This is a genomic window from Pseudomonas sp. GW821-FHT02H06, assembly GCF_059421525.1.
Genome location: NZ_JBWKVD010000004.1, coordinates 307,660 through 333,516 on the forward strand (window position 1 = coordinate 307,660; position 25,857 = coordinate 333,516).

Annotated in this window: 26 protein-coding genes; 9 read left to right on the top strand and 17 right to left on the bottom strand. The window is 62.3% G+C overall.

Annotated elements, in window-relative coordinates; translation table 11 throughout:
• The first annotated feature begins 13 nt into the window (after positions 1-13).
• Complete coding sequence (locus tag AC07VF_RS09740; RefSeq protein WP_495007912.1) at positions 14-691, top strand: heavy metal response regulator transcription factor; 678 nt, start codon at positions 14-16, stop codon at positions 689-691.
• Positions 681-2,045, top strand: coding sequence for a heavy metal sensor histidine kinase (locus AC07VF_RS09745; RefSeq protein WP_495007913.1), 1,365 nt, complete (start codon positions 681-683; stop codon positions 2,043-2,045). The genes AC07VF_RS09740 and AC07VF_RS09745 overlap by 11 nt, the downstream gene beginning before the upstream one ends.
• Before the next feature lie 180 nt (positions 2,046-2,225).
• Here the strand turns inward: AC07VF_RS09745 and AC07VF_RS09750 are convergent, their stop codons facing one another.
• Entirely contained in the window at positions 2,226-2,399 is a 174-nt protein-coding gene (locus tag AC07VF_RS09750) for a hypothetical protein (protein ID WP_192170707.1), read from the bottom strand.
• 73 nt (positions 2,400-2,472) lie between these two features.
• The gene (locus AC07VF_RS09755) at positions 2,473-2,814 is read right to left on the bottom strand and encodes a zinc ribbon domain-containing protein YjdM (protein ID WP_074886446.1); all 342 of its coding nucleotides are present in this window, start codon (positions 2,812-2,814) and stop codon (positions 2,473-2,475) included.
• Positions 2,815-2,968: 154 nt separating this feature from the next.
• Here AC07VF_RS09755 and AC07VF_RS09760 point away from each other — a divergent pair, with 154 nt between their 5' ends.
• Positions 2,969-3,391: a DUF1810 domain-containing protein gene (locus tag AC07VF_RS09760; RefSeq protein ID WP_346625614.1), complete on the top strand. Its 423-nt coding sequence runs from the start codon at positions 2,969-2,971 to the stop codon at positions 3,389-3,391.
• Between the two features lie 25 nt (positions 3,392-3,416).
• Here AC07VF_RS09760 and AC07VF_RS09765 read toward each other — a convergent pair whose 3' ends face one another.
• The 5 genes from AC07VF_RS09765 to pmbA form a co-directional block, all read right to left on the bottom strand.
• Entirely contained in the window at positions 3,417-4,304 is an 888-nt protein-coding gene (locus tag AC07VF_RS09765; RefSeq protein WP_495007914.1) for a ZIP family metal transporter, read from the bottom strand.
• A 29-nt stretch (positions 4,305-4,333) separates the two neighbouring features.
• Positions 4,334-4,945, bottom strand: a complete 612-nt coding sequence (locus AC07VF_RS09770; protein WP_495007915.1) for a superoxide dismutase — start codon at positions 4,943-4,945, stop codon at positions 4,334-4,336.
• A 1-nt stretch (position 4,946) separates the two neighbouring features.
• Positions 4,947-5,408 carry a DUF2753 family protein gene (locus AC07VF_RS09775; protein WP_133776242.1) on the bottom strand — a complete coding sequence of 154 codons (462 nt, stop codon included), beginning with the start codon at positions 5,406-5,408 and terminating at the stop codon, positions 4,947-4,949.
• Between the two features lie 11 nt (positions 5,409-5,419).
• Positions 5,420-5,851 carry a FagA protein gene (locus AC07VF_RS09780; RefSeq protein WP_346629987.1) on the bottom strand — a complete coding sequence of 144 codons (432 nt, stop codon included), beginning with the start codon at positions 5,849-5,851 and terminating at the stop codon, positions 5,420-5,422.
• A gap of 166 nt (positions 5,852-6,017) precedes the next feature.
• Positions 6,018-7,364, bottom strand: coding sequence for a metalloprotease PmbA (pmbA, locus tag AC07VF_RS09785; RefSeq protein ID WP_495007916.1), 1,347 nt, complete (start codon positions 7,362-7,364; stop codon positions 6,018-6,020).
• Between the two features lie 93 nt (positions 7,365-7,457).
• On the opposite strand from pmbA, the gene yjgA reads away from it, so the two are divergent.
• On the top strand, positions 7,458-7,979 hold the full coding sequence (gene yjgA, locus AC07VF_RS09790; RefSeq protein WP_065990105.1) for a ribosome biogenesis factor YjgA: 522 nt from the start codon (positions 7,458-7,460) through the stop codon (positions 7,977-7,979).
• 48 nt (positions 7,980-8,027) lie between these two features.
• Here yjgA and tldD read toward each other — a convergent pair whose 3' ends face one another.
• From tldD to mreB, 9 genes are all read right to left on the bottom strand, one after another.
• A complete protein-coding gene (gene tldD, locus AC07VF_RS09795) occupies positions 8,028-9,470 on the bottom strand; it encodes a metalloprotease TldD (RefSeq protein WP_346625618.1) in 1,443 nt (480 codons plus the stop codon).
• A 2-nt stretch (positions 9,471-9,472) separates the two neighbouring features.
• Positions 9,473-10,324: a carbon-nitrogen hydrolase family protein gene (locus tag AC07VF_RS09800; RefSeq protein WP_495007917.1), complete on the bottom strand. Its 852-nt coding sequence runs from the start codon at positions 10,322-10,324 to the stop codon at positions 9,473-9,475.
• 277 nt (positions 10,325-10,601) lie between these two features.
• Complete coding sequence (locus tag AC07VF_RS09805; protein WP_495007918.1) at positions 10,602-14,417, bottom strand: YhdP family protein; 3,816 nt, start codon at positions 14,415-14,417, stop codon at positions 10,602-10,604.
• A gap of 190 nt (positions 14,418-14,607) precedes the next feature.
• On the bottom strand, positions 14,608-16,065 hold the full coding sequence (gene rng / locus AC07VF_RS09810) for a ribonuclease G (RefSeq protein WP_037012596.1): 1,458 nt from the start codon (positions 16,063-16,065) through the stop codon (positions 14,608-14,610).
• Positions 16,062-16,673 carry a Maf family protein gene (locus AC07VF_RS09815; RefSeq protein ID WP_192170699.1) on the bottom strand — a complete coding sequence of 204 codons (612 nt, stop codon included), beginning with the start codon at positions 16,671-16,673 and terminating at the stop codon, positions 16,062-16,064. The genes rng and AC07VF_RS09815 overlap by 4 nt, the downstream gene beginning before the upstream one ends.
• 250 nt (positions 16,674-16,923) lie before the next feature.
• Positions 16,924-17,415: a rod shape-determining protein MreD gene (gene mreD, locus AC07VF_RS09820; RefSeq protein ID WP_065990112.1), complete on the bottom strand. Its 492-nt coding sequence runs from the start codon at positions 17,413-17,415 to the stop codon at positions 16,924-16,926.
• Positions 17,415-18,557: a rod shape-determining protein MreC gene (gene mreC / locus AC07VF_RS09825; RefSeq protein WP_197983527.1), complete on the bottom strand. Its 1,143-nt coding sequence runs from the start codon at positions 18,555-18,557 to the stop codon at positions 17,415-17,417. Before mreC ends, mreD begins: the two co-directional genes overlap by 1 nt.
• A gap of 80 nt (positions 18,558-18,637) precedes the next feature.
• Positions 18,638-18,775, bottom strand: coding sequence for a hypothetical protein (locus AC07VF_RS09830; protein WP_192170698.1), 138 nt, complete (start codon positions 18,773-18,775; stop codon positions 18,638-18,640).
• Between the two features lie 16 nt (positions 18,776-18,791).
• Entirely contained in the window at positions 18,792-19,829 is a 1,038-nt protein-coding gene (mreB, locus tag AC07VF_RS09835) for a rod shape-determining protein MreB (RefSeq protein ID WP_020292894.1), read from the bottom strand.
• A 207-nt stretch (positions 19,830-20,036) separates the two neighbouring features.
• Between mreB and gatC the strand changes: the two genes are divergently transcribed.
• The 5 genes from gatC to AC07VF_RS09860 all read left to right on the top strand — a co-directional run bounded on the left by gatC (position 20,037) and on the right by AC07VF_RS09860 (position 24,794).
• The gene (gene gatC, locus AC07VF_RS09840) at positions 20,037-20,324 is read left to right on the top strand and encodes an Asp-tRNA(Asn)/Glu-tRNA(Gln) amidotransferase subunit GatC (RefSeq protein WP_495007919.1); all 288 of its coding nucleotides are present in this window, start codon (positions 20,037-20,039) and stop codon (positions 20,322-20,324) included.
• 15 nt (positions 20,325-20,339) lie between these two features.
• Positions 20,340-21,791, top strand: a complete 1,452-nt coding sequence (gatA, locus tag AC07VF_RS09845; RefSeq protein ID WP_192170697.1) for an Asp-tRNA(Asn)/Glu-tRNA(Gln) amidotransferase subunit GatA — start codon at positions 20,340-20,342, stop codon at positions 21,789-21,791.
• 11 nt (positions 21,792-21,802) lie between these two features.
• Positions 21,803-23,248: an Asp-tRNA(Asn)/Glu-tRNA(Gln) amidotransferase subunit GatB gene (gatB, locus tag AC07VF_RS09850; RefSeq protein ID WP_192170696.1), complete on the top strand. Its 1,446-nt coding sequence runs from the start codon at positions 21,803-21,805 to the stop codon at positions 23,246-23,248.
• 73 nt (positions 23,249-23,321) lie between these two features.
• Positions 23,322-23,696, top strand: coding sequence for a septal ring lytic transglycosylase RlpA family protein (locus tag AC07VF_RS09855; RefSeq protein WP_192170695.1), 375 nt, complete (start codon positions 23,322-23,324; stop codon positions 23,694-23,696).
• Between the two features lie 45 nt (positions 23,697-23,741).
• Entirely contained in the window at positions 23,742-24,794 is a 1,053-nt protein-coding gene (locus AC07VF_RS09860) for a calcium/sodium antiporter (RefSeq protein ID WP_192171043.1), read from the top strand.
• Between the two features lie 22 nt (positions 24,795-24,816).
• Here AC07VF_RS09860 and AC07VF_RS09865 read toward each other — a convergent pair whose 3' ends face one another.
• Positions 24,817-25,758: an AEC family transporter gene (locus AC07VF_RS09865; RefSeq protein ID WP_133776254.1), complete on the bottom strand. Its 942-nt coding sequence runs from the start codon at positions 25,756-25,758 to the stop codon at positions 24,817-24,819.
• Positions 25,759-25,857 lie beyond the last annotated feature (99 nt).

Below are 25,857 nucleotides of genomic sequence, written 5' to 3' on the forward strand. Positions count from 1 at the left end.
TGAGCGTGGACCGATGCGTGTCCTGATTATCGAAGACGAAGAGAAAACCGCCGATTACCTGCACCGGGGCCTGACCGAGCAGGGTTACACCACCGACGTCGCGCGCGAGGGCATCGAAGGCCTGCACATGGCGCTGGAGAGTGAATATGCGGTGATCATTCTCGACGTCATGCTGCCGGGTCTGGACGGTTATGGCGTGCTGCGTGCCCTGCGCGCGCGCAAACAGACGCCGGTGATCATGCTCACCGCCCGCGAGAACGTCGACGATCGCATCCGCGGGCTGCGCGAAGGCGCTGACGATTACCTCGGCAAGCCCTTTTCGTTTCTGGAACTGGTGGCGCGTTTGCAAGCCCTGACCCGGCGCAGCGGCGGTCACGAGCCGGTGCAGATCAGTGTCGCCGATTTGTGGATTGATCTGATCAGTCGCAAGGCCACGCGGGCCGGCGTGCGTCTGGACCTCACCGCCAAGGAGTTTTCGCTACTCAGCGTACTGGCGCGGCGTCAGGGGGAAATCCTGTCGAAGACGTCGATTGCCGAGATGGTCTGGGACGTGAATTTCGACAGCGATGCCAACGTCGTCGAAGTCGCGATCAAACGCCTGCGCGCCAAGCTCGACGGGCCGTTCGAGCAAAAACTGCTGCACACCATTCGCGGCATGGGTTACGTGCTGGAGAGCCGTCTTGTCGACTAACTCCATCGCCCTGCGCCTGAGCGGCATGTTCGCCCTCGTGGCGCTGATGGTGTTTCTGTTGATCGGCTGGGCGCTTTACCTGCAAGTGGACAAGAGCTTGGGTCTGCTGCCGGAAGCCGAAGTCGATGCCCGTTACAGCGTGCTCGAATCAGCGGTCCAGCGTTACGGAACGCCTGAACACTGGGCGAAGATCAACGCCAAGCTCAGGCTGCTCAGTGAGGAAGACAAACGCCTGCGCTTCTGGGTGGTCAGCGACAACCCGACCTATGAATTCGGTAACCCCAACGCCGAGATCCGCGCTTTCGCCAAGGGCCCGCTGGGCATGCGCGATCTGAACCTGAGCGGGCATGATTACCCGTTCAAGGTGCTGGTCAGTCAGTTCCCGGCGAAAGATCAACGCCCGCCGCTGCGTTTTCTGACAGCGGTCGACACCGAAACCTTCTGGCAGACCCAACACTCCCTGCTCATCGCGCTGATCAGTCTGGCAGCCGTCGGCATTCTCCTCGCCTCAGCACTGGGTTACTGGGTGGCGCGCATTGGCCTGAAACCGCTGACGGAACTGTCGCTGGAGGCGCGCAAACTGACGCCGCCGCGATTGAGCGGGCGCCTGAAGTTGGCGCATCTGCCGCCGGAGCTGGATCAGTTCGTGACCTCGTTCAACTCGACGCTGGACCGGGTTGAGCAGGCCTATTCGCGGCTGGAGTCGTTCAACGCCGACGTCGCCCATGAACTGCGCTCGCCACTGACCAATCTCATCGGGCAGACCCAGGTCGCGTTGACCCGAGGGCGGTCGGCCGAGCATTACTTCGAGGTGCTGCAATCCAACCTTGAGGAGCTTGAGCGGCTGCGCTCGATCATCAACGACATGCTGTTTCTGGCCAGCGCCGATCAGGGCAGCAAGGCCACGCAACTGACCCAGGCCTCACTCGCTCAGGAAGTGGCGAAGACCCTGGATTACCTGGATTTCATTCTGGAAGACGCCCAGGTGCAGGTTGAGGTGCGAGGCGATGCTAACGCGCCCATCGAAACCGCGCACTTGCGCCGGGCGCTGATCAACCTGCTGCACAATGCGGTGCAGCACACCTCGCCAGGGCAGTTGATTCATGTGGACATTAGCAATGAGGGCGATTACGTCAGCATCGGCGTGACCAACCCCGGCGCGCCGATCGCCGGGGAACATCTGCCGAAACTGTTCGAGCGCTTCTACCGGGTGGACGCCTCGCGCAGCAACAGCGGCGCCAACCACGGGCTTGGCCTGGCGATCGTTAAAGCTATCGCCCTGATGCACGGCGGCACGGTGTTCGTGCGCAGCGAGCATGGGGTGAATACGTTCGGGATTAATTTGCCGAGCTAATGCGGGCGGCGGGATTACCCTGATCGTTCCCGCGCTCCGCGTGGTAACGCCGCGCGGGTGCTCCGCGTCCGCATTTGCGTTTAAAGGACGCGGAGCGTCATGAGCGGCATTCCTACGCGGAGCGTGAGGAACGATCACAGGCGAGCGGCGGCGAGGTCGCCTGGATCTCTTGTCTACCGATTAAGCCCTGCGTTTTTTCACTTCGCGCCGCAAGCGCGTGTTGTCCACCGCAAGCGACACAATCATTAAAGTGCTTAGTAGTTCAAAACCGTTCAGACCGACGTAGTGCCAAAACACCCACGCAGCAAAGGCGACAATCACAGCGACTGCAAGCAGCAGGATTGAGTCTTTCACACTACATGCCCCAAGAATCCATAGTTGGCTTGATCGTTCCCACGCGGAGCGTGAGGAACGATCCTCGTGGCGATCAACCTTTCTTCACAAACTCCGACTTCAACTTCATCGCGCCGATGCCGTCGATTTTGCAGTCGATGTCGTGATCGCCGTCCACCAGACGAATGTTTTTGACCTTGGTGCCGACCTTGACCACCAGCGACGAGCCTTTGACCTTCAGGTCTTTGATGACCGTGACGGTGTCGCCGTCCTGCAGGGTGTTGCCCACTGCGTCCTTGATGACTTTGGTGTCGTCGCCCGCTTCGGCGCTGGCGCCGTCAGCCGACCATTCGTGGGCGCATTCCGGGCACACGAACTGGCTGCCATCTTCGTAGGTGTACTCGGAACTGCATTTTGGGCACGGCGGTAAGCTCACGGCGGATCTCGCATCAGAGGGAATAGGCGCAGGATTATAAGGGTTTTTATCCACCTGAGCAGCGGGCGCCTTAAAAACGCTGGAAACATCGCCCGCTGCGGTAGTCTGAATTCCAAGCACGGCGAGAGGCCGTGGTCAGGGAGAGGAGTCAGCCATGAACGATCCATTTGACCTGCAGCGATTTGTCGAGGCGCAAGCGTCGACCCACGAACGCGCATTGTCGGAGCTTAAATCCGGGCGCAAACAGTCGCACTGGATGTGGTTCGTGTTCCCGCAAGTCGCGGGTCTGGGCCACAGCGACATGGCCCGGCGGTACGGCATCAGTGGGCGTGAGGAGGCGATTGCCTACTTGCAGCATCCGGTATTGGGCGAACGGTTGGCGCGCTGTTGCGAGGCGTTGCTTGAGTGGAAAGCTCGCAGCGCCACGCAAATCATGGGCTCGCCGGACGACATGAAGCTGCGCTCGAGCATGACCCTGTTTGCAGCGTTCGCGCCTGAAACGCGGGTTTTTCAGGAAGTGCTTGAGGCGTTTTTCGACGGCAAGCCGGATGCCGTGACGCTGTCGAAGCTGGGTTGAGGCAGGCTTTCACCTGCACTCACCCTCAGGCCAACGCCGTGTCCATCACCATCATCAGGCAGAACCCGACCAGCAATCCGAAGCTGGCAATTTTGTCGTGACCGTTGCGGCGGGATTCGGGGATGATTTCGTGGGTCACCACCAGCAGCATCGCCCCGGCTGCCAGCGCCAGACCCACCGGCAACAGCAACGCGGCCACTTCCACCAGCCAGGCGCAGAGCACGGCGAACACCGGCTCGACCAACCCGGACGCCGCGCCGATCAGAAACGCCTTGAGCCGCGACATGCCGGCAGACGCCAGCACCAGCGCAATGACCAGCCCTTCCGGCACATCCTGAATGGCGATACCCATCGCCAGGCTGTCGGCGTGAGCCAGACCACCACCCGCCGACACGCCCACCGCCATGCCTTCGGGAATGTTGTGGGCAATGATGGCAATTACAAACAGCCAGATGTTCGAGGGAATCGCCGGTTTCCCGGCCACCTCCGACAACTGCGGTCCTCTGGAGACCAGCGTGTCGACCAGAAACAGGCCCGCCGCGCCGAGCAATATCCCGAAGCTGATCAACGCACCGGCGCCCCACGGGGTAAAGCCCAAATCGTGGGCCGCGCCCAAGCCCGGCACAATCAATGAAAACGCCGTCGCTGCCAGCATGATGCCAGCACCGAATCCCAGCAGGCCGTCAGACACCGCCACCGGCATGCCGCGGATCACCAGCACCGGCACGGCACCCAGCGCGGTGCCCAATGCGCAGATGGCGCCGCCTTCCAGCGCTCGCAACATTCTGGGCTCAAGTGCAACCCATGAAAGTCCCTGGGCCACCAGCAGGCCGGTGCCAACGAGGACCAGAATCGAGCCCAATACCAGCCGCAATAACCGCACGCTGCCGAGAGCCAGTATGTCCGAACGCATAAATCGCCTTATCCGAGGTCTGGGAAATTTCAGCCGAGCGCCGCTGCGTAGCGCTTGGCAACCTCATCCCAGTTGACGACGTTGTAGAACGCGGCGATGTATTCCGGACGACGGTTCTGGTAGCGCAGGTAATAGGCATGCTCCCAGACGTCCAGCCCGAGGATCGGCGTGTTGCCATTCATGAGCGGGCTGTCCTGATTGCCACTGCTTTCCACCACGAGTTTTTTGTCCGGGGTAACGCTCAGCCAGGCCCAGCCGCTGCCGAAGCGGGTCAGCGCTGCCTTGGTGAAGGCGTCCTTGAACGCGTCGAATCCGCCTACTTGCTCGTCGATCGCCGTCGCCAGCGCACCGCTTGGCAGGCCGCCCCCTTGGGGGCTCATCACTTCCCAAAACAGCGAATGGTTGGCATGACCGCCGCCTTGATTGATCACCGCCGGGCGCAGTTTTTCCGGAAGCTCGGCTACGCTGGCGACCAGCTTCTCGATCGGCCACTCGGCGTATTCATTGCCCTCAACGGCTGCGTTGAGGTTGTTGATGTAGGTTTGGTGGTGCTTGCTGTAGTGGATTTCCATGGTCTGCGCGTCGATGTGCGGCTCGAGCGCATCGTAGGCGTAGGGCAAGGCTGGCAAGGTGAACGGCATGTCAGTGGACTCCAAACGAGAGGGTGCCAGCGCGGGCAACGTGGTGCTGAAGCGCCGAGCGGGAATGTTCGCCGTTGCTGTTGAGCAGGCGACGGGTGCGTGGGTACTCGCCGTATTGGCCGACGAAACCCAAGAGTTCGCTGTAGGTTTTATTGCTGTGCCGCAGCGCCGCCTGTCGCAGGGCAGGCGTCATTTGCGGGTCCTGAATCACATTCAACAGGCGCTGATGGACGGCGCAGAGGTATTCGGCGCTCTCCTCCGGCTGACCCAGGCTCAGGTGCAGATCCGCCAGGTTGTGGTGCGAAATCACGAACGCCGCCACGGCCTCATCGGCGACGCTCCAGCGGTCGAACAGCACTTGCGCCAGCGCGAGGGCTTGCAGGTACAGCTCGCGCGCATCGATCAGGTCGCCTCGGTTGAAGCAACTGTTACCGCTCAGGATGGTACGTTTCCATTGCTCCATGGCGCAGGTCCTCACGAGTGGCGCCGGCGATCAGAAGCCGTCGGCAGGGCGTTTTGCGGATTCGATGGCGCGGGTTCCGTCAGCGAAATCGACGGCAGCAGTGCGCAGGTCGCCAGGCGCTGGGCGAAGGCCTGAACGCGTTCCAATTGAGCAGCGGAGAAAGCAAGCGCCTGCATGTCCCGCAGCGGACGCCACGCCTGGTCCAGGCACAGACAACGCCAATGCCAGGGCAGCGCGGTATCGCTGGCGGTGTCGATCAGCAGGCGAAAGGTGCTTTCACAGATGAGGGATTTGGGAGTGGCGGTAAAGCGCGCCAGGTAACGGCCTTCCGCAAGGTAGTGTTCGATGAGCCGCGGCTCGTCCGGATCCAGCGCGCAGCGAATCCGCAGACTCAACGCGCGCCAGTTTTCCAGGTACGGCGACTCGTGCAGAACAGTGCCCATGACCGAGGCCCACTTAACGAATGAGATTCATTATTAAATGAGTTTAAGAATCAAAACAACCCCGGCGGCGGATTGAGTTCACGCACGGAGCTTGAAATCGCCCATAAAAAGGCCCGCACCGAAATCGATGCAGGCCTTTTGGGTGAAGCGGCCGAACAGGGCGAAATCAGCTGCCCGCGACCATCATTTTCTCGATCAGCACAGAGCCGGTGCGGATGTTGCTGCGCAACTCCAGATCAGTGCCCACGGCGACGATCTGCTTGAACATGTCGCGCATGTTGCCGGCGATGGTCACTTCCTGAACCGGGAACTGAATCTCGCCGTTCTCGACCCAAAAACCTGCCGCGCCGCGAGAATAATCGCCGGTGACCATGTTCAGGCCGCTGCCCATTAGCTCGGTGACCAACAGCCCGCGTCCCATTCGGCGGATCAGCGCCGCTTGGTCCTCAGTGCCGTGGCTGACGAACAGGTTATGCACGCCACCTGCGTTCGCGGTGCTCGGCAGGCCCAGTTTGCGGCCCGAATAGGTGCTGAGAATGTAGGAGACCAGATCACCGTTTTCGACGAACGGCTTGGCGTAAGTCGCCAGGCCATCGCCGTCGAACGCGGAGCTGCCCATGGCGCCGACCAGATGCGGACGCTCGTCGATGGTCATCCACTCGGGGAACAGACGTTGACCGATCGCGCCTTCTAGGAAGGACGACTTGCGGTACAGGTTGCCGCCGGAAATCGCGCCCATAAAACTGCCGAACAAACCGCCCGCCAATTCTGCCGAGAACAGCACCGGCACTTCACAAGTCGGCACCGGCCGAGCGCCAAGTCGGCTCGCGGCGCGCTCGGCGGCTTTCTGGCCGATGAGTCTGGCGTCCATCAACAGCTCGCCACGGCGATTCACGTCATACCAGTAGTCGCGCTGCATCTGCCCTTCGCCTTCGGCGATCATCACGCAGCTCAGGCTGTGGCGGGTCGACGCGTAGCCGCCGATGAAACCGTGACTGTTGCCGTAGACGCGGCAGCCCTGATGCACGTTCAGCATAGTGCCGTCGGCGTTCTTGATCCGGCTGTCGGCGTCGAAGGCCGCGGCTTCACAGATCAGCGCGCGCTCGATGGCTTGTTCGGGGGTGATGTCCCACGGGTGAAAGAGGTCGAAATCCGGCTGGTCTTTCGCCATCAGCGCAGCGTCGGCGAGCCCCGAGGCCTCGTCTTCCGACGTGTGTTTGGCGATGGCCAGCGCAGCGGCAACGGTTTCACGAATGGCGTCGGGGCCGCTCGCGGAGGTGCTGGCCGAACCCTTGCGGTGGCCCACGTACAAGGTGATGCCGAAACCCTGATCGCGGTTGAATTCGACCGTCTCGACTTCGCGCTGGCGAACCGTGGTGGACAGGCCCTGCTCCAGCGACACGGCGACTTCACACGCAGTCGCGCCCTGACGCTTGGCTTCAGCGACGATCTGCTCGACCTGCTGCTGCAATGCCGGCAAAGCCTGCGGGCCGACGCTTTCTGATGCACTCATGACGTTCTCCATCAAATTCTGATTTCAGCAGCCGGGCCGGACAACCGGGCCCTGACTGGTTATCATGGCGGCGTTTATTTGCGGACGGCCCCCATGGTTGATTCTTACGACGACTCCTTCGACGGAGAGAAAAGCAAAACCCAGGTCAAACGAGAGCTTCACGCTCTGGTGGAGCTGGGCGAACGCTTGACGACATTCAAGCCCGATGTGCTGGCCAAGCTGCCTCTGACCGACCCTTTGCGTCGGGCATTGGCCGATGCTCCCAAGCACACCGCGCACATTGCGCGCAAACGCCACATTCAATTCATCGGCAAGCTGATGCGCGATCAGGATCTGGATGAAATCCTGGTGCTGCTCGATCAGCTCGACGCTTCTACGCGCCAGTACAACGAGCGCTTCCACAATCTGGAACGCTGGCGTGATCGCCTAGTGACCGGTACCGACGACGTGCTTGAGCAGTTCGTCAGTGAATACCCGGACGCCGACCGTCAGCAACTGCGCTCGCTGATCCGTCAGGCTCAGCATGAAGCCGCGCAGAACAAGGCGCCTACCGCGACCCGCAAAATCTTCAAATACATCCGCGAGCTAGACGAAAGCAAACGCGGACTGCGCTAGAACTGCTGCGCCGTTTGAATCACTCAACCGGCGCAAGCCCCTCGATTATCAAGCCCCGCCTGTGCCGCCAACGGTGATCGCATCGATCTTCAGCGTGGGCTGACCGACGCCGACTGGAACCGATTGACCGTCCTTGCCGCAGGTGCCCACGCCACTGTCCAGGGACAGATCGTTGCCGACCATCGACACGCGGCTCATGCATTCCGGGCCGTTGCCAATCAGCGTCGCGCCTTTGACCGGTGCGGTGATTTTGCCATCTTCGATCAGATAGGCCTCGCTGGTGGAGAACACGAACTTGCCGCTGGTGATATCGACCTGCCCGCCACCGAGGTTGGCACAGTAGATCCCGCGCTTGACCGAGGCGATGATTTCCGCCGGATCGCTCTGGCCTCCGAGCATGTAGGTATTGGTCATGCGCGGCATCGGCAGGTGCGCGTAGGACTGGCGACGACCATTGCCCGTGCGCGCGACGCCCATCAGCCGTGCGTTGAGCTTGTCTTGCATATAGCCCTTGAGCACGCCGTTTTCGATCAGCGTGGTGCACTCGGTCGGGGTGCCTTCGTCATCGACGGTCAGGGAACCGCGGCGATCGGCCAACGTGCCGTCATCGACAATGGTGCAGAGTTTCGAAGCGACCATCTCGCCCATGCGACCGCTGTAGGCCGAGCTGCCCTTGCGGTTGAAGTCGCCCTCAAGGCCGTGGCCGACCGCTTCGTGCAGCAACACGCCGGACCAGCCGGAACCCAACACCACCGGCAAGGTGCCCGCCGGCGCCGGGATGGCTTCGAGATTGACCAGCGCCTGACGCAGCGCTTCACGGGCATAGCCCATGGCGCGGTCGTCGCTGAGGAAATAACGGTAATCGGTGCGACCGCCGCCGCCATGGCCGCCGCGCTCACGACGGCCGTTCTGCTCGACGATCACACTGACGTTGAAACGCACCAGCGGACGGACGTCGGCGGCAAGACCGCCGTCAGTGGAGGCGACAAGAATGCGCTCCCAGACACCGGCCATGCTCACGGTGACTTGCTGAATGCGCGGGTCAAGCGCACGGGTGGCGGCGTCGACACGCTTGAGCAATTCGACTTTCTCGGCGCGGGTCATGACTTCCAGCGGGTTGTCCGGCGCATAAAGCTGGGCGACGTCCTGGGTGGTGAACGCCTGGACCCGGCCGTTCTGGCCAGCACGGGAAATCGAGCGTGCGGCGCGGGCCGCCTGGGTAAGGGCTTCAGGGGTGATGGCGTTGCTGTAGGCGAAGCCGGTTTTCTCCCCGGATTGCGCGCGTACGCCGACGCCCTGGTCCAGGTTGAAACTGCCTTCCTTGACGATGCCGTCTTCCAGCGCCCAGGACTCGGAAATCTGCCCCTGAAAATACAGGTCGGCCGCATCAATGCCGGGGCCGGCCAGCTCGCCGAGCACCGATTGCAGGCTGTCGATGCTCAGGCCGCCTGGTGCCAGAAGGTGTTCGCTGACAGAGGACAAGTGGCTCATATTCACTCCGGGGTATTGGCAGGTCGCACGGCGGCCTGCGAAAAAAATCGCCGATGATTCGATACCGGCATGCGCGCCCGTATGGACGCTTGTTCTACGCTGTCTCGTTCGGCCAGCAGCACGGCTTCACCCTGTGCCTGCTCGGCCAGCACGCGGCCCCATGGATCAATGATCGCCGCGTGCCCAAATGTTTCTCTCGGCCCCGGATGAATGCCGCCTTGCGCCGCCGCCAGCACGTAGCACTGGGTTTCGATGGCCCGGGCGCGCAACAGAATCTCCCAGTGCGCCGCGCCGGTCACGGCGGTAAAGGCCGACGGCGCGGTGATCAATTCAGCTCCCGCCTCCCGCAGCGCGGTGTACAGCTCCGGGAAACGCAGGTCGTAACACACCGAAAGCCCCAGCCTGCCGACCGGCGTATCGGCTACCACGATATTGCTGCCGTGGGCGTAATCGTCGGATTCCCGGTAGCGCCCCCGGGCATCGGCAACATCGACGTCGAACAGGTGCAGCTTGTCGTAACGCGCGACTTGCTGGCCCTGGTCGTCGATCAGCAGCGAGCATGCGGTGACTTTGCCATCAGGCTGACCTTCAGGGGGCAGCGGCAATGTCCCGGCCACTATCCATAAGGTGAGGTCGCGAGCGGCAAGTTTCAACCATGGCAGGATCGGTCCTTCGCCAAGGGCCTCGGCGCGGCCGATGGCAGCCACATCACGACGGCCCATCGCGGCGAAGTTTTCCGGGAGCACAGCCAGTTTCGCACCTGACGCAGCGGCCTGTTCCAGCAATCGACGCGCTTGGGCCAGATTGCCGAGCACGTCGCTCTGGCTGACCATCTGAATGACTGCGAAGGACATACACGCTCCCTGATCGATAGAACTGCACTCTACTCCAAGCACCGATGATTGGGCTTGTTCGACACGCTGATTTCAGCCTACTGGGACCGCATTCACCCAGTAGGACCGGCTTTAGCCGGGAAGGCGCCGGAAGCCACACCACAAAACTGTCGGTGTTCAAACCGGCCTCTTCCCGGCTGAAGCCGGTCCCACTGACACCGGAGTACTTAGTGGGACCCGCTTTAGCCGGGAAGGCGTCGGGTGTCACACCACAGATTCATTTGCCGGGCGTTACACCTCACTGCGGTTTCTCGAACGGCTTGTCGAAGGTGATCTTGGGTTCTTTCCATGGCCCTTCGACCTTGTACTGGACGCTGGCGAATCGGGACACGCGGTCGCCGAGCAGCTTGTCGACCAGGAACAACGCGCCGCCAATCGCCGGTGCGCCGACGATCAATGCGGCAATCGGCAGGTTGTTGGTCACCGGCAAGGTCACCAGCAGCTTGGCGTCGACGCGGTCGCGGACCATGTCCAGCGTGCCGTCGAGCTCAAGGTTGGTGGAAGGCCCGGTCATGGTGATCGGATCGCGGGTGACGTACACCCCATCGCTCGCCACCAGCAGCCCTTTGACCTTGTCGTAGCTCAGCCCCTTGCCCAGCAGGTCGGAGAAGTCCAGGCGCAGACGCCGGCCAATCGAATTGAAGTTGAGCAAGCCGAACACACGCAACGCCTGCGCGCCACCCTCGACCTCAACGAACTGGCCATTCTTCAGCGTCGCATCCAGGCTGCCGGAATAACGCTTCAACCCCACCCACGCAGGCGAACCCGGCCAACGTCCGTCAGCGTTCAGCTCGAACTCCTGACTGGTGACGGTGGGCGCGAAGCCCCAGGCCTTGAGCACATCCGCAAGATTCTTGCCGCTCACTTGGCCTTTGAACCAACTGCCCGTCGTCCCCGGCGTGCCTTCCCAACCGCCATTGCCCAGCAGCGCAATACCTTTGAGGCCCAAATTCATGTCAGACATCTGGAGACCGTTCGGCGTCGGACGGACCTTGAGCGACCACGCGCCCATCAACTGATCGCCCTGAAACAGCTGGGTGATCTTGATGTTCAGCGCGGGGATCTTGCGCGGGTCGACATCCGCCAATGGGTCTGGCGCGTTTTCCACAACTGCGGCGTTCGGGTCCGGCGCGGGCAAGCGCACGTAGAGCAGGCTGATGTCGATCGGCGCGGTTTTGCTGTCCGGCAACGTGGCAGTGCCTTTCACCTTCGAGCTGTCCAGCGATAGCGCCCATGCAGTATCACTGCGCTTGAGCTGAACGCCGGCCTGCTCCAGGGTCGTGCCCATCGCGGTCAACTTGCCGATCTGCAAGTCGACGCTATTGAGCAACTGCTTGGCGCTGCCGCCCGGGTCGGTGCCAGCGTAACGCTCAGCCATGGCTTGCCAGGGCGCGATGTCCAGCTCCGACAACGAGCCGCGAACACGCAGCCCCTTGCTGTCCGGCACGATCGCACCGCCTTCACCGAGGAACAGCTCGCCACGTCCGTCGCCGAATTTACCCGGTGGCGACGCGAACGCCAGATTGGCGATATTGCCGTAGCCGACGTCGATACGCCGCTCCGGGCCTTGCAGGTTCATGCGGAAATCGGTGTCGCGCGTCTCATCAACGGTTTTGCCGAAAGGAGCCGGCAGATCCACCGCCAGCCCTTTCAGGTCCGAGTTGATCTGCAGCTGGCTGGCGTTGCCGCTCAACGTCAGCTGCAGCTGATAGGGCAGATCCCCCGAAATCGGCAGCGGCTGCGTCACGCCCAGCCAGTCGGTCAGGCGCTTGCTGGCGATCTGGCTGCTGGCGGTGATGCGCGTCACCGGCGCCCCCGGTTTGCCTTCGGCGAAAATCTCGGCGTTCACCGGCTTGTCGAACGCAACGGCCTTGATGTTCTTGCCGCTCAGGCCTTTGGTGTAATCGAAGCGGAAGTCACCGCGCAGCTGCGTCAGCTCCAGCACCGGATCGGCGAGCTTGAGCCGCGCGCTGTCGGTACTGAAATCCATCACGACCTTGGGATCCTGTCCCTTGACCAGCGGAATATCCAGATTGAGGTGCCCCTGCAACGGCCCTTCCGCCTGCCAGCCGGCGAAGGTCTGGGCGGTGCCGATTGGCGCTTCCTGGAGAATCTTCATGCCGTCCTGGAGGCTGCCTTTCAAGTCACTGTCCACCAGCAGATGGCTGGACTGGCCCGCAGGGACGTGTGGAATGTCCACCGCGACATTGCTGACCTGGGTGTTCAGCAGCTGACCTTTGGTGGCCCGAATGCGCACGCCGCTGTTTTCGACGAACACATCACCGTCGACATTGTTCAGCTGCGGCCAGCCCGGTTGAAAGGCCAGGCTCGCGTTGCGCACCTTGAAGAACAGGCTGATGACCCGCGCCACGTCAGGCGCGTCCTTGTTGATCGAGCCCTGATACTGGAAGAAACCCTGATCGACTTTGCCGCCCAGAATCGCAGTGCGCAGCCATTGATCGAGGGCCGGGCTGAGCACGGCGGGCAGGTACTTGGAGGTGTAGCGACCGTCGCCGTCGACCAGCCCGACGCGCAGGTCCATGTAGTCTTCCTGGCTGTGATCGAAGTGCAGGCGAATGAGGAAATCGCTGGCGATGTTGCCCTCCTCCCCCGCGACCTTGATGTACGGCGCAATCAGCGTGAAGCCCTGATCGTCCAGCGACCAGGTCAGCTTCGCATTGGCGTGACGGTACTTCCATTCGTTACGGAAGATCGGGTCCAGGTGCAGCATGAAATCGTCGGTGTCCAGGCGCAGTTCGCCCTGGCCCAGATCTCCGCTGATGGCCCCGCTGACGTTCCCCGCAGCCGGCGCGCCGTGGTAGGCGTCGAAACCGACCTTGTCCAGGTTGGCGGCGAAGCTCAGCCGCTTGGGCGCTTCGGCTTGCGGCCGATAATCGAGCAGCACGTTGCGCAGCCCGCCGGTGACTTTCAGCCGGTCCACCGCCACCATGACCTGGTCGGGCAACGGCGCCAGTGAGTCGAGCAACGGCGTAATGGGCGTCAGATCAAGCCGGTCAGCCTGGACGTGCCACAGTTCTTCGGCGTCAGCCGTGGCGGCGGTCTGTTGCAAGTGAATGCGGCTTTCCCAACGCTTGCTGTTCAGGTCCATCGCCAGCGAGTCGAGGGTGGCGCTGAAGCCTTTTTCGTCGCGCTTAAACCAGGCGTTGAGGGCCAGGTTGTCGATGCTCGCGGGTTTGCGGTCGGCGTAGGCGCCTTTGAACTGCGGCGCATTCAGCCGCACCGCGGCACTTTGCAGATTGCCCTTGCCCCAGTTCAGCCACACCTCACCGCCGGCCTTGAGATTCTGGATCTTCCAGTCGCGGGTGAGGCTCTTCGGCAGCCACTTCGACCAGTCGCTTTGCGGGAGGCTCAAGTACGCTTCGGCCGCACCGTCGCGCCACTCATGGGCGCGCACGGTAGAACGAACGTTCAGCGACAGCGGCTGGCCGTCAGACAGGTTCAAGCGGGCGTCGAGGCGCTGGTGCACGCTGCCGGTCTTCAGCGTCAGGCTTACATAGGTCAGCGTCAGGGGCGACTGGTTATAGGCCTGCAAAGTGATCTGGCTGTCGAACAACGACAGGTGCGAGACCATCTGCATCTGAGTGAGGATTTTCTCGGGATCGGTGACCTGATCAGGCTGTACGGGCAGGCCTTGCAGTGCCCAGTGGCCGTTCTGGTCTTCTTTCAGGCCGAACTGCAGCCCGTCCAGCTCAAGCCGTTCGAGGCGCACTTCACGGGTCCGCAGGCTGGCGAGCAGGTCAGGCATGGCCCGCACGTGATCCAGCCGAACGGCGCTGCCGCCCTCGCCGATCATTACGTCACGGGCGACGAAGATAGGGGCGAAGCCGCTCCAGCTGCCTTCCAGCCGACCGATGCTCACCGGCATGCCCAGCGCGGTCTGCGCTTTGGCTTCCACGTCGGCACGGTATTCGGCCACCATCGGGACCAACTGACGCCCGACGCTCACGTACAGCGCGACCAGCACCACGAAAAGGGCACACAGACTCAGGCCCCAACGGGTTAGCACAGCCAGAAACCGGGTCAGACGCTCCATGTCGCTGCGCCTCCGCAAAAACGGCCTGCATATGGCATCCGGCCCAATCGTGCAGGTGCGGGTACGTCCAGGTTGTGCTCAATCGCCACGCGTTGTTCTCTTTGGACGGCATCCGTTCCGTCTGCCTCAAGGGCACTGTTTTCTGTCTTCAACTGCACCGCCACTCGGCAGCACGGCGCATCACGCACTCTCAGAGCAGCACGACGTCATATTGTTCCTGGGAGTACATGGTCTCGACCTGAAAACGAATGGTTCTGCCGATGAACACTTCCAGTTCGGCCACGTTGCCGGATTCTTCGTCAAGCAGCCGGTCGACCACCTTCTGATTGGCCAGCACGCGATAACCCACCGCCTGATAAGCGCGGGCTTCACGCAGGATCTCGCGGAATATCTCGTAGCAGATGGTTTCCGGGGTCTTCAGCTTGCCACGGCCCTGGCAACTGCTGCACGGCTCGCACAGCACTTGCTCCAGACTTTCCCGGGTGCGCTTGCGCGTCATCTGCACCAGACCCAGTTCGGTGATGCCGATGATGTTGGTTTTCGCGTGATCGCGCTCGAGCTGTTTTTCGAGGGTCCGCAGCACCTGGCGCTGGTGCTCGGCGTCTTCCATGTCGATGAAATCGATGATGATGATGCCGCCGATATTGCGCAGCCGCAGCTGTCGGGCAATGGCAGTCGCCGCTTCAAGATTGGTCTTGAAGATGGTCTCTTCGAGGTTGCGATGGCCGACGAACGCGCCGGTGTTGACGTCGATGGTGGTCATGGCTTCGGCAGGATCGATCACCAGATAACCCCCGGACTTGAGCGGCACCTTGCGGTCCAGCGCACGCTGAATCTCATCCTCGACGCCATACAGGTCGAAGATCGGCCGCTCGCCGGGGTAATGCTCAAGACGGTCGGCGATTTCCGGCATCAGCTCGGCAACGAACTGGGTGGTCTTCTGGAAGGTTTCGCGGGAATCGATGCGGATCTTCTCGGTGCGCGGGCTGACCAGGTCGCGCAAGGTGCGCAGCGCAAGACCGAGGTCTTCGTAGATCACGCTGGCCGGGCTGATGGTTTTGATCTGCTCGCCAATCTGGTCCCAGAGCCTGCGCAGGTAGCGGATGTCCATCATGATCTCGTCGGCGCCTGCACCCTCGGCCGCCGTACGCAGGATAAACCCGCCCTTCTCCTTGATCCCTTCCTTGGCGACGCAATCGCTGACCACTTGTTTCAGGCGCTCGCGCTCGGCTTCGTCTTCGATTTTCAGGGAAATGCCGACATGGGCCGTGCGTGGCATGTACACGAGGTAGCGCGACGGAATCGACAGTTGAGTCGTCAGCCGTGCGCCTTTGCTGCCGATCGGGTCTTTGGTGACCTGCACCACCAGACTCTGGCCGTCGTGGACCAGCGAGCTGATGGTCTCCACGGCCGGCCCTTCGCGCATGGAGATTTCCGAGGCGTGAATGAACGCCGCGCGGTCCAGACCGATGTCGATGAACGCCGCCTGCATCCCAGGCAGCACGCGCACGACCTTGCCCTTGTAGATATTGCCCACGATCCCGCGACGCTGGGTGCGTTCGACGTGCACCTCTTGCAACACCCCGTTCTCAACGACCGCCACGCGCGATTCCATGGGCGTGATGTTGATCAGAATCTCTTCACTCATGACTTGTCACCTTCCGGGCGTTGCCAACAGGGTATGCCGAAACGCTGGAGGATTTCTGCGGTTTCGCACAAGGGCAAACCGACCACGGCGGAATAACTGCCACTGAGGTTTTCCACAAACACCGCGCCCAGGCCTTGAATACCGTAGCCGCCGGCCTTGTCGCAGGGCTCGCCGCTGGCCCAGTAACTGCGGGCCTCGTCCTCCGGGATCGCCCGGAAACGGACACGGCTGGCGACGGTTCGGGTTTCGCAGCGCTCTTCATGGACCACGGCGATGGCGGTCAGGACTTCGTGTTCTCGGTTCGAGAGTGCGGCAAGCATCGCCAGCGCCTCGGCCTCGTCCGCCGGTTTGCCGAGGATGCGGCCGTCGAGGACCACGGCGGTGTCGGCGCCGAGGACGCAGGCGGTAGGGTACGCAGGATCGTTGGCGAGCTGCAGCAGGCCGGCGTCCGCCTTGCCACGGGCCAGCCGCAGGACGTACGCGGCAGGGGTTTCGTTGGCCAGAGGGGTTTCGTCGATGTCAGCGCTAAGGGTCGTGAACGGCACGCCGATCTGGGTCAGCAGCTCACGACGGCGCGGGGAGCCGGAGGCAAGAAGAAGTTGAGGCATGGGACGTCTCCGTGTCGTTGATCACAAGCGTAGCCTTGGTGCAGACCGCTGACGTGATGGTGGTCACACCGGCGTCTTCCCGGCTGAAGCCGGTCCCACTAAAGCATCGCATTCATCCTGTGGGACCGGCTTTAGCCGGGAAAGCATCGGGTGTCACACCGCAGAACCGATGGCGCCCATACCGGCCTCTTCCCGGCTGAAGCCGGTCCTACTGAGACAGACCGCAGCCGGTCCCACTGAATGGTGTTGCTCAGTTGATCTTCAACCGCAAACGCAATCCGCGCAGGCCGTAGCTGACCCATGGCCAGAGCAATGCGCTGACCAACGCCGGCAACACCAGCGCCAGGGTCGGCTGACGGTTGCCGGTCAGGGCGCTGAGCCATAGCTGTACCAGCTGCGCGAGGCCGAAAATCACCAGGATCACCAGGCACTGCTGCCACATCGGGAACATCCGCAGACGCTGCTGCAACGACAGCACGAGAAAGGTAATCAGCGTGAGGATCAATGCGTTCTGCCCCAGCAACGTGCCGTACAGCACATCCTCGGCCAGCCCCAGCATCCACGCCGTGACCATGCCGATCTTGTGCGGCAACGCCAATGCCCAGAAGGCCAACAGCAGCGCCAGCCACAAAGGCCGAAATATTTCCATGAACTGCGGCAGCGGCGAAACGCTGAGCAGCAGGCCGATGGCGAAGGTCAGCCAGACCACCCAGCCGTTTCGTGCGGGAGCATGACGCGCCATTATTCTTCCCTCTCGCGTGGAGCGGCCGGGGTCGCAGCAGGTGTCGCCGGTCGGGTAGCGGCAGGCTTTGCCGCAGGTTTGGCGGCCGGCTTGCTGGTCGCGGGCTTGGCAGCCGTGGTCGCCGCCGGTGCGGTGGTTGCCGGAGCAGGCGAGCTGTTGGCGTTGGCAGGCGTCGACGAAGAACTGTGCCCGGCCGGTTTCGGCACGGTGGCCGGAACCACCGCTTTGTTCGGCGTGGCGGCAGGCGCGGCACCCGGCACAGTAGCCGATGGCACTGCCGACGGATCAGCCGCCTGACGATCAAGGGATTCCTGCTGCTGGGCGGCGTCGGCAGCGCGCTCTTCAGGGGAACGGCCGTCGGAGAACACCAGCAACAGATAACGGCTGCGGTTCAGCGCGGCCGTCGGCACCGCCCGCACGATGGCAAAGGGCTGGCCGGAGTCGTGAATCACTTCCTTGACCGTCGCCACCGGGTAACCCGCCGGGAAACGCTGACCCAGGCCGGAACTCACCAGCAGATCGCCTTCCTTGATGTCAGCGGTGTCGGCCACATGGCGCAGCTCAAGGCGTTCCGGATTGCCGGTGCCACTGGCAATCGCGCGCAGGCCATTGCGGTTCACCTGCACCGGAATGCTGTGGGTGGTGTCGGTCAGAAGCAGCACGCGGGACGTGTACGGCATCAACTCGACCACTTGACCCATCAGCCCGCGTGCGTCAAGCACCGGTTGACCGAGGACCACACCGTCGCGCTCACCCTTGTTGATGATGATGCGATGGGTAAACGGGTTGGGGTCCATGCCGATCAGCTCGGCGACTTCGACTTTCTCGTTGACCAGCGCCGACGAATTCAACAACTCGCGCAAGCGCACGTTCTGCTCGGTCAGGGCGGCCAGCTTTTGCAGGCGGCCTTGCAGCAGCAGGTTCTCGGTCTTGAGTTTTTCGTTTTCGGCGGCGAGTTCGGTGCGGCTGCCAAACTGGCTGGCGACGCCCTGATACAAACGCTCGGGCAGATCGGCAATCCAGTAAGACTGCATCAGCACCAGCGACATCTGACTGCGGACAGGCTTGAGCAGGGTGAAACGCGCGTCCACGACCATGATGGCCACAGACAGCACGACCAGCACCAGTAGACGGACGCCCAGGGACGGGCCCTTGGAGAAAAGCGGTTTAATGGGCCGCTCCTTCCAGAGATGCGTGCAGAGGTGCTTGAGTGTGGCTGTGCTTATTCATGCGACATGAAACCGGCCTGATGCGGGTTGATGGAAATGCAGGGCGTCAGACTTGCAACATCGCTGCGCGACGTCAACAGGTCGGACACGAACAGGCAGCACGGTGAGGTGCTGCCCGTTAAGCGCAACATGCTGCGTTCCGGCGACTTATTCGCTGGAGAGCAGGTCCATGGTGTGCTTGTCCATCATTTCCAGCGCACGACCACCGCCACGCGCGACGCAGGTCAGCGGGTCTTCGGCAACGATTACCGGCAGACCGGTTTCCTGGGCCAGCAGCTTGTCGAGGTCACGCAGCAACGCGCCACCACCGGTCAGCACCAGACCGCGCTCGGCGATGTCCGAAGCCAGCTCTGGCGGAGATTGCTCCAGCGCACTTTTCACGGCCTGAACGATGGTTGCGAGGGATTCCTGCAACGCCTCCAGCACTTCGTTGGAGTTCAGGGTGAAGGCACGAGGGACGCCTTCGGCCAGGTTGCGGCCGCGTACGTCGACTTCACGCACTTCGCCGCCCGGGTAGGCCGTGCCAATTTCCTGCTTGATGCGCTCGGCAGTGGATTCGCCGATCAGGCTGCCGTAGTTGCGACGCACGTAAGTGATGATCGCTTCGTCGAAACGGTCGCCACCGACACGGACGGATTCGGCATACACGACGCCGTTCAGGGAGATCAGCGCGATCTCAGTGGTACCGCCACCGATGTCGACGACCATCGAACCGCGGGCTTCTTCGACCGGCAGGCCGGCACCGATGGCCGCAGCCATCGGCTCTTCGATCAGGAATACTTCACGTGCACCGGCGCCCAGCGCGGATTCACGGATCGCACGACGCTCGACCTGGGTCGATTTGCACGGAACGCAGATCAGTACGCGAGGGCTTGGCTGCAGGAAGCTGTTCTCGTGAACCTTGTTGATGAAGTACTGAAGCATTTTTTCGCAGACGCTGAAGTCGGCGATGACGCCGTCTTTCATCGGGCGAATGGCGGCGATGTTGCCCGGGGTACGGCCCAGCATCCGCTTGGCTTCCATCCCGACAGCAACAACGCTCTTCTGATTTCCGTGGGTCCGAATGGCCACAACTGATGGCTCATTCAGCACAATGCCGCGCTCACGCACGTAAATAAGGGTGTTGGCAGTGCCCAGGTCGATGGAAAGATCGCTGGAAAACATGCCACGCAGTTTCTTGAACATGGGGAAAGGACCCTAGGCAACGCGTGGGTAAAAAAGTGCGGCAAACTCTAACAACGACAGGGATTTTGGGCAAGGAGCCAATATGTTAAATTGGCGGTTTTTCCGAGCACTACCCTGGTAGATCGCGGCCTTATGACCGTTTAAAGGGCGTAGTGTTCCGCAATCTGACGTACGGCCTGGCCCGTACGCATTCCACTGGAGAACCCCATGGCGCTTGATCGCTCCGACGTGGAAAAAATCGCTCATCTGGCCCGACTGGGCCTCAATGACGCCGATATCCCGCGTACTACTGAAGCACTGAACAGCATTCTCGGGCTGATTGACCAGATGCAGGCGGTCGATACCACCGGCATCGAGCCCCTCGCGCATCCCCTTGAAGCCTCGCAACGCCTGCGTGTAGACGCCGTGACCGAGGTCAATCATCGCGACGCCTATCAAGCCATCGCACTAGCGGTCCAAGACGGCCTTTATCTGGTTCCGAAAGTCCTCGACTAAGGGAATGTGCCTGCAATGCATCAAATGACTCTGGCAGAGATCGCTCGCGGACTCGCCGATAAAAAGTTTTCCTCCGAAGAACTGACCCGCACTCTGCTGGCGCGCATCGCCCAGCTGGATCCGCAGCTCAATAGCTTCATTACTGTCACCGAAGACCTGGCGATCACCCAGGCCCAGGCCGCCGACGCCCGTCGCGCGGCAGGGGAAACCGGCGCGCTGCTGGGCGCTCCCCTGGCGCACAAGGACCTCTTCTGCACCAAGGGCATTCGCACCAGCTGCGCGTCGAAGATGCTCGACAACTTCAAGGCGCCCTACGACGCCACCGTGGTTGCCAAGCTCGCCGCCGCCGGCACCGTGACCCTGGGCAAGACCAACATGGACGAATTCGCCATGGGGTCGGCCAACGAATCCAGCCATTACGGCGCGGTGAAAAACCCGTGGAACCTGGAGCACGTCCCGGGCGGCTCGTCCGGCGGTTCAGCTGCGGCGGTTGCCGCGCGTCTGCTGCCCGGCGCCACCGGCACCGACACCGGCGGTTCCATTCGCCAGCCTGCCGCACTGACCAACCTGACCGGCCTTAAGCCGACTTACGGTCGCGTGTCGCGCTGGGGCATGATCGCCTACGCTTCCAGCCTCGATCAGGCCGGCCCGATGGCGCGCACCGCTGAAGACTGCGCGTTGCTGTTGCAAGGCATGGCGGGTTTCGACGTCAATGACTCCACCAGCATCGACGAGCCCGTGCCGGATTACAGCGCCAGCCTGAATGCCTCGCTGCAAGGCCTGCGCATTGGCGTGCCGAAGGAATACTTCAGCGCAGGTCTCGACCCGCGCATCGCCGATCTGGTCATGGCCAGCGTCGAGGAGCTGAAAAAGCTCGGCGCCGTGGTCAAGGAAATCAGCCTGCCGAACCTGCAACACGCGATTCCGGCTTACTACGTGATCGCGCCGGCCGAGGCCTCTTCCAACCTGTCGCGTTTCGACGGCGTGCGCTTCGGCTATCGCTGCGAAGACCCGAAAGACCTCACCGATCTGTACAAGCGCTCCCGTGGCGAAGGCTTCGGCCCTGAAGTGCAGCGCCGGATCATGGTCGGCGCCTACGCGCTGTCGGCCGGTTACTACGACGCTTACTACTTGCAGGCGCAGAAGATCCGCCGCCTGATCAAGAACGACTTCATGAACGCATTCGCTGAAGTCGACGTGATCCTCGGCCCGACCACGCCGAACCCGGCCTGGAAAATCGGCGCCAAGAATGCCGACCCGATCGCCGAGTACCTGGAAGACTTCTACACCATTACCGCCAACCTCGCGGGCCTGCCGGGCCTGTCGATGCCTGCCGGTTTCGCCGACGGCCTGCCGGTGGGCGTGCAACTGCTGGCGCCGTATTTCCAGGAAGGCCGCTTGCTGAACGTTGCCCATCAATATCAGCAAGTCACCGATTGGCACACCCGCTCGCCGGCTGGCTTCTAAGGAGAAAACACATGCAATGGGAAGTCGTCATCGGGCTGGAGATTCACACCCAGCTCACCACCCAATCGAAGATTTTCTCCGGTAGCGCCACCACGTTCGGCTCCGAGCCCAACACTCAGGCCAGCCTCGTCGACCTGGGCATGCCCGGCACGTTGCCGGTGCTGAACCAGGAAGCCGTGCAAATGGCGGTCAAGTTTGGCCTGGCCATCGACGCCGAGATCGGCCAACACAACGTGTTCGCCCGCAAGAACTACTTCTACCCGGACCTGCCGAAGGGTTATCAGATCAGCCAGATGGAATTGCCGATCGTAGGCAAAGGCCACCTGGACATCACCCTGGAAGACGGCACCATCAAGCGCATCGGCGTGACCCGCGCCCACCTTGAAGAAGACGCCGGCAAGAGCCTGCACGAAGACTACAGCGGCATGACCGGCATCGACCTGAACCGCGCCGGTACGCCGTTGCTGGAGATCGTTTCGGAGCCGGACATGCGCTCGGCCAAAGAAGCCGTCGCCTACGTCAAGGCGATGCACGCGCTGGTTCGCTACCTGGGCATCTGCGACGGCAACATGGCCGAAGGCTCGCTGCGTTGCGACTGCAACGTGTCGATCCGCCCGAAAGGCCAGGTTGAGTACGGGACCCGATGCGAGATCAAGAACGTCAACTCGTTCCGCTTTATCGAGAAGGCGATCAACAGCGAGATCCAGCGCCAGATCGACCTGATCGAAGACGGCGGCAAGGTCATTCAGCAGACTCGCCTGTACGACCCGAACACCAATGAAACCCGCGCCATGCGCAGTAAAGAGGAAGCCAACGACTACCGTTACTTCCCCGATCCTGACCTGTTGCCGGTGATCATCGAAGACGCGTTCCTGGAGCAGACCCGTGCCACCCTGCCGGAACTGCCGCCGCAAAAACGCGAGCGCTTCCAGTCGCAGTTCGGCTTGTCGCTGTATGACGCCAGCGTCTTGGCGTCCAGCCGCGAACAGGCGGACTTCTTCGAGAAGGTGGTGAGCATTTCCGGTGACGCGAAGCTCGCGGCCAACTGGGTGATGGTTGAGTTGGGTTCGTTGCTGAACAAGCAAGGCGTCGAGATCGACGAGTCGCCGGTCAGCGCTGAACAGTTGGGCGGCATGCTGCTGCGCATCAAGGACAACACCATTTCCGGCAAGATCGCGAAGATGGTGTTTGAGGCCATGGCTAATGGTGAAGGCAGCGCCGACGAGATCATCGAGCAGCGCGGCCTGAAGCAGGTCACCGACAGCGGCGCCATCGAATCGATGCTGGACGACGTCCTGGCTGCCAACGCCGAGCAGGTCGAGCAATACCGTGCGGCGGATGAAGCCAAACGCGGCAAAATGTTCGGCTTCTTCGTCGGGCAAGCGATGAAGGCATCGAAAGGCAAGGCCAACCCGGGCCAGGTCAACGAGCTGCTGAAGCGCAAGCTCGAAGGCTGAGTGCATTCACCCCAGTGATCGTTCCTGCGCCGGGCGCGGGAACGATCATCGCTTTCTGTAGGGACCCTGCCCCATGCAGCGAATCCTCGGCGCCTGCGCCCTGCTCTCTCTGCTGGCCGGCTGCGCCAGTGACGGCATCATCGACCCGCACGGTTACGACGCCACCGGCGGCGCCTCTTATTACGGCTCGCAACATCACGGTCAGCGCACCGCCAGCGGTGAACGCTTCGACGCCAATTCCCTGACCGCCGCGCACCGGCAATTGCCGTTCGGCACGCGCGTGCAAGTCACCAATCTGGACAACGACCGCAAGGTCATCGTCCGTATCAACGACCGCGGCCCGCACACCCGGGGGCGGCTGATCGATGTGTCACGTGCAGCCGCCGCGCAATTGGGTATGCTGCGCAGCGGAACCGCCCAAGTGCGGGTACAAGCCCTCGACGACTGACTGGTGCCCTGAATTCTCGCCCTAACGAATCTGCCCTTGCCCACACTGATCGAGCTAGTCAGCGGCCTGCTGCTGATGATCATCGGTGCGCAACTGTCGGTGCGCGCTGCCGTGGCCCTTGCCGCCCTGCTCAAAACCCGCCCGCTGTTCCTCGGCCTGACCGTCGTCGCGCTGGGCAGCAGCGCCCCGCAACTGGCGGTCGGGCTGCAAGCGGCATTCACCGACAGCACCGACATTGCGGTCGGCAGCGTCATCGGCAGCAATATTTTCAACATATTGGTCACGCTGGGGCTGTCCGCCCTGATCATCCCGCTGCGCGTGGCCCGGCAACTGGTGCGCGTTGATCTGCCGCTGATGATCGCTGCCACTGCCCTGGTCGCGGCACTGGCGTGGAATGGCGAGCTGAGCGCGCTGGATGGCGTCGTGCTGTTGCTGGGCATGGCGGCGTATCTGTTCGTTGTGGTCCGTCAGTTCGCCCACGGCGCGCGGCATGTGCCGAGAACAGACCTTGAGCCGCGCCGGCGCATCTGGCCGTTGCTGGGTCGTCTGGCACTCATGGCCTGCGGCCTGGCGCTGCTGACGTTTGGCAGTCATCTGCTGGTCGGCGCGGCGGTCTCGGTGGCGCTGGATCTAGGACTGTCGGAGCGGGTGATCGGCCTGACCGTGATCGCCGTCGCAACCTCGCTGCCCGCGCTGATGACCTCGCTGGTCGCCGCATTGCGCGGCGAGCGGGATATCGCAGTGGGCAATATCATTGGCAGCAACCTGTTCAACCTGCTGGGCGTGCTCGGCATCACGGCGCTAATCTCCACCGGGCCGTTGTCGATCTCGCCCAATGCGCTGGATTTCGATTTGCCGGTGATGCTGGGCGTCGCGGCGCTGTGCGTGCCGCTGTTCTATTCGGGGTACCGAATCACCCGGCTGGAGGGGCTATTGATGCTTGGGCTTTACGCGGTGTACGGGCTGCACATCGTTTCGTTTACCACGGGCATGCCACTGGCCGAGCGGCTGGAACGACTGATGATCCATTACGCGCTGCCGGTGATTGCGCTGTGCATTGTGGTGGGGACGGTGCGGGCGTGGCGGCGTCAGCATTGATTGGCGACAGCCCGAATCAAGACTAAATCCACCCGCCCCACTGCAGAATGAAAATCCCGACGTTGGTCGTCACCGCCGCCGCCAGGGTGGTCATGACGATGATTGAGGCGGCCAGTTCATGGTTGCCGTTGGCCGCGCGGACCATGACGAAACTGGCGGACGCCGTCGGGGCACCGAAGTACAGAAACAGAATCCCCAGTTCCGCATGTCGGAAGCCCAGCAGCCACGCACCGAGCGTGCAGATCAGCGGCAGCCAGACCATCTTCATCAGGCTCGCGCTGATCGCCAGCGTGCCGCTCTCTCGCAACGACTTCAAAGACAGCGTGCCGCCGATGCACATCAGCGCCAGTGGCAGGGTCATCTGCGCCAGATAGCTGCCGGAGGTGTCGAGCCATTTGGGGAGCGGGATCTGGAAGTAGGCGAACGGCGCCGCGACGACAATGCTGATGATCAGCGGATTGGCCATGACGCTCTTGGTGATGCTCCACGGGTCGGACTTGATCACCGGGCTGTAGACCGCCAGCACGACGGTGGACAGGGTGTTGTAGAAGAGAATGACCAGCGCGGCGAGGATCGCACCGAGGGAAATGCCGTAATCGCCGTACATGCTCGCGGCCAGGGCAAGGCCGATGACGCCGTTGTTGCCGCGAAACGCCCCTTGGGTGTAAGTGCCACGCTCGGCGAACGGCACGCGGTAGATCGCCCATCCCCACGACAACGCGAAACCCGCCAGGGTGGCGACGATGAAGTAGATCAACACGCCCGGCTGAAACGCCGCGTGCAGGTCAGCGTGAATGATCCCAAGAAACAGCAGCGCCGGCATGGTGCAGTTGAACACCAGCGACGAAGCGGTGTGGATGAAGCTGTCGTTGATCCAGCCCACGCGCTTGAGCAACACGCCGAGGAACAGCATCGCGAACACCGGCGCGGTGATGTTCAGGGTTTCCAGAAAGATTGCCAGCATGCACGCCAAACCCTGAGCCGTCGTTAGGTGGCTAATGATAGGCCAGCGGCGCGGGAAGTGTTACGGCAATTACGCAGTGGTCGTACAACCCAAGGGCTG